Genomic DNA, 6446 nt, shown 5'->3' with positions numbered 1-6446 from the left:
GGCGCAGCGGCGGCAGCAGGCCGCCTCCGGCGCTCGCGCCTCCCTTCGCTTCCTGATTCCCCTGCCGGCCACGCCGGCGGTGCACGCTCGCGGGCCTGATCGCGCTTGATCACGGCACGCCGGGCGCCTTTATCCTGCTTTGGAGTCAGGCATGTTTTCCCGTCGCACGTTTTACGTTGGCGCGCTGATCGCGTCGACGCTGTTTTCCGTGGGCCCGGCGCGCGCGCAGGCGCTGGCCTTGTCCACTGCCCAGGCACAGTCGCTGGGCGTACGTTTTGGCCCGGTAGCCGGCGCCGCCCAGCTCGAGATCGGCGCCAGCGGGCGCGTGGTGCTCAAGCCCGATGCGCAGTACCTGGTGGCGGCACCCTATGCCGGCATGGTCTCGCGGGTGCTGGTTTCGATCGGCCAGGCGGTGCGCGCCGGCCAGCCGCTGGCGAGCTTCGCCAGCCCGCAGCTGTTCGAGGCCGGGCGCGCGCTGGCCGAGGCGCGTTCGCAGGCCAACCTGGCGCGGCTGGCGCTGGCGCGGGACCGCGGCCTGCATGACGACGGCATCATTGCCGGCAGCCGCTGGCAGGCCACCCAGGCGCGCGCGGCGGAGGCAGCGGCCATGGTGCGCGCGCGCGAGGCGGAGATGGCCTCGGCGGGCATCGTGTTCGCCGGTTCGGGCGAGCCGCAGCTGGTTGCCGGCCGCTCGGGCCTGATCGCCGAGGTGAACGCCGTACCCGGCACGCGCGTGGATGGGGCGGCGCCGCTGTTCCGCATTGTCGATCCCAACGCGCTGGAACTGGACTTGCTGGTCGGCCGCGATGTGCCAGCCCCGACCGGCGGCGAGCGCGTGGAAGTGCGCCAGCGCGGCGCCACCGGCCAGGTGGCCGGCGTGGTACCGGCCAGCGATGGTACCGCCGCCGTGCGCGTGCGCGTGGCGCTGGACAAGCGCGGCAGCCTGCAGGCAGGCGAAAGCGTGAATGTGATCGTGCACTTGCGTGGCGGGCCGAATGCCGCTGGCGAGGGACGCGTGCGGATACCCGCCGCCGCGCTGACGTACTGGCGCGGCACGCCCGGCGTATTCGTGGCGACCCAGGCCGGCGCGCGCTACCAGACCGTGGTGGTCGAGGCCGTGGACGACGCCGCGGCGACCGTGCGTGGCGCGCTGCCGCCCGGTACGCGGGTGGCGGTTGCCGGCGTGGGCGCGCTCAAGGGCATGCTGGCGGGAGGCGAGTGATGCTGGCCGGCCTGATTGAATTCTCCCTGCGCCAGCGGGCGCTGGTGCTGATTGCCGCCTGCGTGCTGGCGGTGGCCGGGGCATGGGCTTACCTGAAACTGCCGATCGATGCGTTTCCGGATATTTCCCCCACCCAGGTCAAGGTCATCCTGAAGATCCCCGGCATGACGCCGGAGGAAGTCGAGCAACGCGTGTCCACCCCCATCGAGCAGGAACTGCTCGGCATTCCGCACAAGACCATCGTCCGTTCGGTATCGAAATACGGCATCAGCGACGTGACGGTCGACTTCGAGGAAGGCGTGGACAGCTACTGGGCCCGCCAGCAGGTATCGGAGCGGATCTCCGGCCTGATGCGCGATCTGCCGCCCAACGCCATCGGCGGGCTGGCGCCGATCACTACGCCGCTGGGCGAGATGTTCATGTTTACGGTGGAAGGCGATGCCTTCTCGCTGGCGGAGCGCCGCCGCGTGCTGGACTGGGTGATCCGCCCGGCCTTGCGCACGGTGCCCGGCGTGGCCGATGTCAATTCGCTGGGCGGCGAGGTGCGCAGCTATGAAGTGATCCCCGACCCGGCGCGCCTGCGCGCCCGTGCGGTCACGCTGGAACAGTTGCGCCAGGCGCTCGACGCCAACAACCGCAACGACGGCGCCGGCCGGGTGGAGCAGGGCGACGAGCACTGGGTGGTACGCGTGGAAGGCGGCGTGCGCGGCGTGGCAGACCTGCGGCAGATCGTCATTGGCGCGCCGGGCGCGAGCGCAGGCATGCCGCTCGTCACCGTGGGCGACGTGGCCACCGTCAGGCTCGGCGTGGCCACGCGCAACGGCGCGGTCAGCAAGGACGGCCACGGCGAAGCGGTCGAGGGGCTGGTGCTTGCGCTGCGCGGGGCGGATGCCCGCCAACTGGTCAGCGCCGTGCAGGCCAGGCTGGACGAACTGGGACCGCAGCTGCCCAAGGGCATGTCCACCCACGTGTTCTACAACCGGGGCGAACTGGTCACGCGCGCGGCCAATACCGTGGTGCGGGCGCTGGTCGAAGCCAGTCTGCTGGTGGTGGTGACGCTGTACCTGTTTCTGGGAGGCCTGCGCGCTGCGCTGGTGGTGGCGGCAACGCTGCCACTGTCGATGCTGGCGACCTTCCTGCTGATGCGCTACGTGGGCCTGACCGCCAATCTGATGAGCCTGGGCGGACTGGCGATCGCGCTGGGCATGCTGGTCGATGCGGCGGTGGTGGTGGTGGAGAACATCGAGTCGGCGCTGGCGCGCTCGCACGAGCGCAAGCGCGATCCCTCGCTGCGCGGCGCGGTGATCCGCCACGCGGTGGCCAGCGTGGCGGTGCCGATGCTGGCGGGGGTGTCGATCATCGCCATCGTGTTCCTGCCGCTGCTGTCGCTGCAGGGCCTGGAGGGCAAGCTGTTCGGGCCGGTGGCGCTGACCATCGTGCTGGCGCTGGCTTGCTCGGTGGTGATTGCCTTCACCGTGGTGCCGGCGCTGGCCTCGCTGCTGCTGCGCGCCCACGCGGACGAGACGCCCTACCTGATGCGCAAGGTGGCGAGCGGATTCGCGCAACTGCAGGACTGGAGCGCGCGGCACCGCCGCACAGTCTTCGCCACCGCCGGCGCGGCGCTGGTGCTGGCCGTGGCGCTCTACCTGTCGGTGGGCAAGACCTTCATGCCCACCATGGACGAGGGCGACCTGATCGTGCAGCTGCAGAAGGCGCCATCGGTCTCTCTGGCTACCTCGGTGGACCTGGACCTGCGGGTGCAGCAGGCGCTGCTGGCCGAGGTGCCGGAGATCCGCTCCATCGTGGCGCGCTCCGGCTCGGACGATCTCGGCCTCGATCCGATGGGGCTCAATGAGACCGATACCTTCCTCGTACTGCAGCCCAAGGACCAGTGGCGCGGCAGCAAGGAAGACATTGCCGTCGCCATCCGCCGCGTCATGGAGCGTTTCCCCGGCGTGGTGTACGGCTTCACCCAGCCCATCGAAATGCGCGTCTCGGAGATGCTGACCGGCACCCGCGGCGACGTGGCGATCAAGGTGTTCGGCAACGATCTCGGCGCCATCGATACCGCAGCGCAGGCCATCGCCGCGCGCGTGCGCAAGATCCCCGGCGCGGCCGAGGTGATTGCGCCCAGTAACGAGGGCGTGCAGTACCTCACGCTTGCGCTGGACCGCGCCGCGGTCGGCCGCGCCGGCCTCTCCGGCGATGCGCTGCAGGCACTGCTGCGCGCGCAGGTGGAAGGCGAGCGCATCGGCATCGTGCCGGAGGGCACCGTGCGCACGCCGCTGATCCTGCGCGGCGGCGACAGCCTGCGGCAGACGCCGGAGAGCTTCACCAGCCTGCAGGTGACGGCGCCGGACGGCAAGCCCTGGCCGCTCACCTCGCTGGCGCAGGTGCGGCGCGTGGAAGGGCCCGTGCGCATCAACCACGAAGACGGCGGCCGCTTCGCGGTGATCCAGGTCAGCGTGGAAGGGCGCGACCTGACCGGCTTCGTGCAGGAAGCGCAGACCGCGGTGGCCGCCCTGGCCGGACTGCCCAAGGGCCTGCGCGTGGTCTGGGGCGGACAGTTCGAGAACCAGCAGCGCGCCGCCGCGCGTCTGGCGCTGGTGGTGCCGCTGGCGCTGGGGGCGATCTTCCTGTTGCTGATCCTGACCTTCCACTCGATCCGCCAGGCAGTGCTGGTCATCGCCAATATTCCGTTCGCGCTGGTGGGCGGCATCGCGGCGCTGCGGGGGGCGGGCGAATACCTCTCGGTGCCAGCCTCGGTGGGCTTTATTGCGCTGCTGGGCATTGCCGTGCTCAACGGCGTGGTGCTGGTCTCGCATTTCAACACCTTGCTGGAGGCGGGGCATCCCGTGGCCGAGGCGGTGCGCACAGGCGTGCGGGATCGTTTGCGGCCGGTGCTGATGACCGCCTGCATTACCGCGCTGGGGATGATCCCGCTGCTGCTGGCCAGCGGGCCTGGCTCGGAAATCCAGCGTCCGCTGGCCATCGTCGTCTCGGGCGGGCTGGTCAGCTCCACGGCGTTGACTTTGCTGCTGTTGCCGCTCCTGTTCGAGCGCTTCGGCGTGGCGCGCGCGCGCCAGGAACAGGAAGGCCACATGGAACAAGGAGTGGCGCAATGAGCCGCGTAAACAGTAAGAACGCAATGCGTGCGGCGCCGGCATTTGCCGTACTGGCCGCAATCTCCGCAATCTCCGCAATCGCCGCGATCAGCGGCACCGCGTTGGCGCAGGTTGCCACGCCGGCCGGCACGGGCATGCTGCCTGCAGAAGCCGTGGTGCGCGACGCGGTCAGCCAGTCGCCGGACGTGCAGATGGCCGAAGCCCGCCGCGATGCGGTGCTGGCCCGCGCGGACGGCATCCGCGCCGGTACCGCCGAGACCGTGGTGCGCGCGATCGGGCAAGGCCGCCAGGTACGCTCCCCATCCGAGCGGCATGCCGAAGGGCAACTGGCACTGGAGCGGCCGCTGCGGCTGTGGGGCAAGGCCGACGCCGATGGTGCGCTGGCCGACGCCACCGTGGAGTCCGGCCAGCTTGCCGTGATGGATGCGCGCCACGAGGTCTCGCGGCAGATCCTGGCGCTGTGGTTCGGGGCGCTGCGCGCGCAGCAGGTACGGCTGGCGGCGCAGGGCAACGACGGCCTCGCCGCGGAACTGGCCGCCATCACCGCGCGGCGCGTGCAGGCTGGCGACGCGGCGCGCATGGACCACGAGCTGTCGCTGGCCGAGCGTGCCCGTACCGCCGCCGCGCTGGCCAGCGCCAGATCGGCGGAAGCGGCGGCGCAGGCCGAACTGCGCGCGCGCTTTCCGGGGCTGGGCGCGCCTGGCGCCCTGCCCGCGGACATGCGCCCGCACGGCTTGCCCGACGATCCGGCCGAAGCGCTGCGTAGCCGCTATGTGGAGGACAGCCATGAATTTCGCCTTGCCCAGTCCGAGGAGACCCAGGCACTGCGGCAAGCCAGGCGCACCGACCTGGAGCGCAGGCCTGACCCGACCGTGGGCATGTTCGTCACGGTCGAGCGGGGTGGCGCCGAGCGGATTGCCGGCGTGAGCGTCAGCATGCCGCTTGGCTCGGCACACCGGCGTTCGGCGGCGCTCGCGGCCGCGGCGGATGCCGAAGCCGCCGCCCGCCGCCGCCTGGCGGTGGAACGCCGCATCGGCGCCGAGTTCGAGGTGCTGTACCGCGGGCTGGAGGGCAAGCGGGCCGCCGCCCTCGCGCAGGCCGAGGCGCTGGCACTGCAGCGCAGCGCCGCGGCGCGTACGGCGCGCGCCTATACGGCAGGTGAAACCGGCCTGGGCGAGCTGCTGATGATCCGCCGCGCGCTGGCCGACACCACCCTGGCCGAACGCGTGGCGCTGGTCGATGCGCTGGAGGCCGACAGCCGGCTGCGTCTGGATCTGCACCGGATGTGGGACTTCGACGATTGATGAACGGCTGGCGCCCAGGTCCGGCTCACGGCTGCGCTTCCCTGTCCAGCAGTTCGCGCTTGCGCTCCACGCCCCAGCGATAGCCCGAGAGCTGGCCGTCGCTGCGCACCACGCGATGGCAGGGGATGGCCACAGCGATATGGTTTGCGCCGCAGGCCTGCGCCACCGCCCGCATGGCCCTGGGCGCGCCGATGCGCGCGGCGATCTCGGCGTAGCTGGCGGTGGTGCCGGCGGGGATTTCCCGCAGCGCCTGCCAGACGCGTTCCTGGAAGGCGGTGCCGCGCACATCCAGCGGCAGGTCCAGGCCCAGCGACGGCGCCTCGATCAGGCCCACCACCCGGGCGATCAACTGCTCGAAGCCGGCATCCCCGCCGATCAGGTTGGCTTTGGGGAACTGGTCCTGCAGTTCGCGCGCGAGCGCGTCGGGATCGTCGCCCAGCAGGATCGCGCAGACGCCGCGCTCGCTTTGCGCCACCAGGATGGAGCCGAGCGAGCACTCCCCCACGGCAAAGCGGATATCGGTGTTGGCGCCCCCGGCGCGATACCGGCTGGCCGTCATGCCAAGCATCTGGTCCGAAGCCTCGTAGAAGCGGCTGTTCGAGTTGAAACCTGCGTCGTAGATGGCCTCGGTGACGGAGCCGCTGCGGCCCAGCCGCGTGCGCAGCTTGCGCGCGCGGTGCGCGTCGGCGTAGGCCTTGGGCGTGAGTCCGGTGACCGCCTTGAAGACGCGGTGGAAGTGATAGGGGCTCAGGCCCGCCTGCGCGGCGAGTGCGTCCAGCGTGGGCGGGTTGTCCG

The 6446-nt window shown here is 71.3% G+C and carries 4 protein-coding genes; 3 read left to right on the top strand and 1 reads right to left on the bottom strand.

Going from position 1 to position 6446, the window contains the following annotated elements; translation table 11 throughout:
• Positions 1 to 151 precede the first annotated feature (151 nt).
• From P3W85_RS16775 to P3W85_RS16765, 3 genes are read left to right on the top strand one after another with little or no spacing between them, the layout of a single operon-like run.
• On the top strand, positions 152 to 1222 hold the full coding sequence (locus tag P3W85_RS16775) for an efflux RND transporter periplasmic adaptor subunit (RefSeq protein ID WP_276265607.1): 1071 nt from the start codon (positions 152 to 154) through the stop codon (positions 1220 to 1222).
• Positions 1222 to 4347, top strand: a complete 3126-nt coding sequence (locus tag P3W85_RS16770) for an efflux RND transporter permease subunit (RefSeq protein ID WP_276265606.1) — start codon at positions 1222 to 1224, stop codon at positions 4345 to 4347. The genes P3W85_RS16775 and P3W85_RS16770 overlap by 1 nt, the downstream gene beginning before the upstream one ends.
• Complete coding sequence (locus tag P3W85_RS16765; protein WP_276265605.1) at positions 4344 to 5651, top strand: TolC family protein; 1308 nt, start codon at positions 4344 to 4346, stop codon at positions 5649 to 5651. Before P3W85_RS16770 ends, P3W85_RS16765 begins: the two co-directional genes overlap by 4 nt.
• A 25-nt stretch (positions 5652 to 5676) precedes the next feature.
• Here P3W85_RS16765 and ada read toward each other — a convergent pair.
• A partial coding sequence (gene ada / locus P3W85_RS16760) for a bifunctional DNA-binding transcriptional regulator/O6-methylguanine-DNA methyltransferase Ada (RefSeq protein ID WP_276265604.1) occupies positions 5677 to 6446 on the bottom strand: 770 nt, incomplete at its 5' end.

The organism is Cupriavidus basilensis (assembly GCF_029335485.1).
GTDB lineage: Bacteria > Pseudomonadota > Gammaproteobacteria > Burkholderiales > Burkholderiaceae > Cupriavidus > Cupriavidus basilensis_E.
Note: the sequence above shows the minus strand (reverse complement) of the source record. Positions and strands in the feature narration are given on the sequence as shown.

What these genes read in the sequence shown, in the direction of transcription:
- P3W85_RS16765 (WP_276265605.1), top strand. Translation starts at nt 4,344, where the DNA reads ATGAGCCGCGTAAACAGTAAGAACGCAATGCGTGCGGCGCCGGCATTT.
- P3W85_RS16775 (WP_276265607.1), top strand. Translation starts at nt 152, where the DNA reads ATGTTTTCCCGTCGCACGTTTTACGTTGGCGCGCTGATCGCGTCGACG.
- P3W85_RS16770 (WP_276265606.1), top strand. Translation starts at nt 1,222, where the DNA reads ATGCTGGCCGGCCTGATTGAATTCTCCCTGCGCCAGCGGGCGCTGGTG.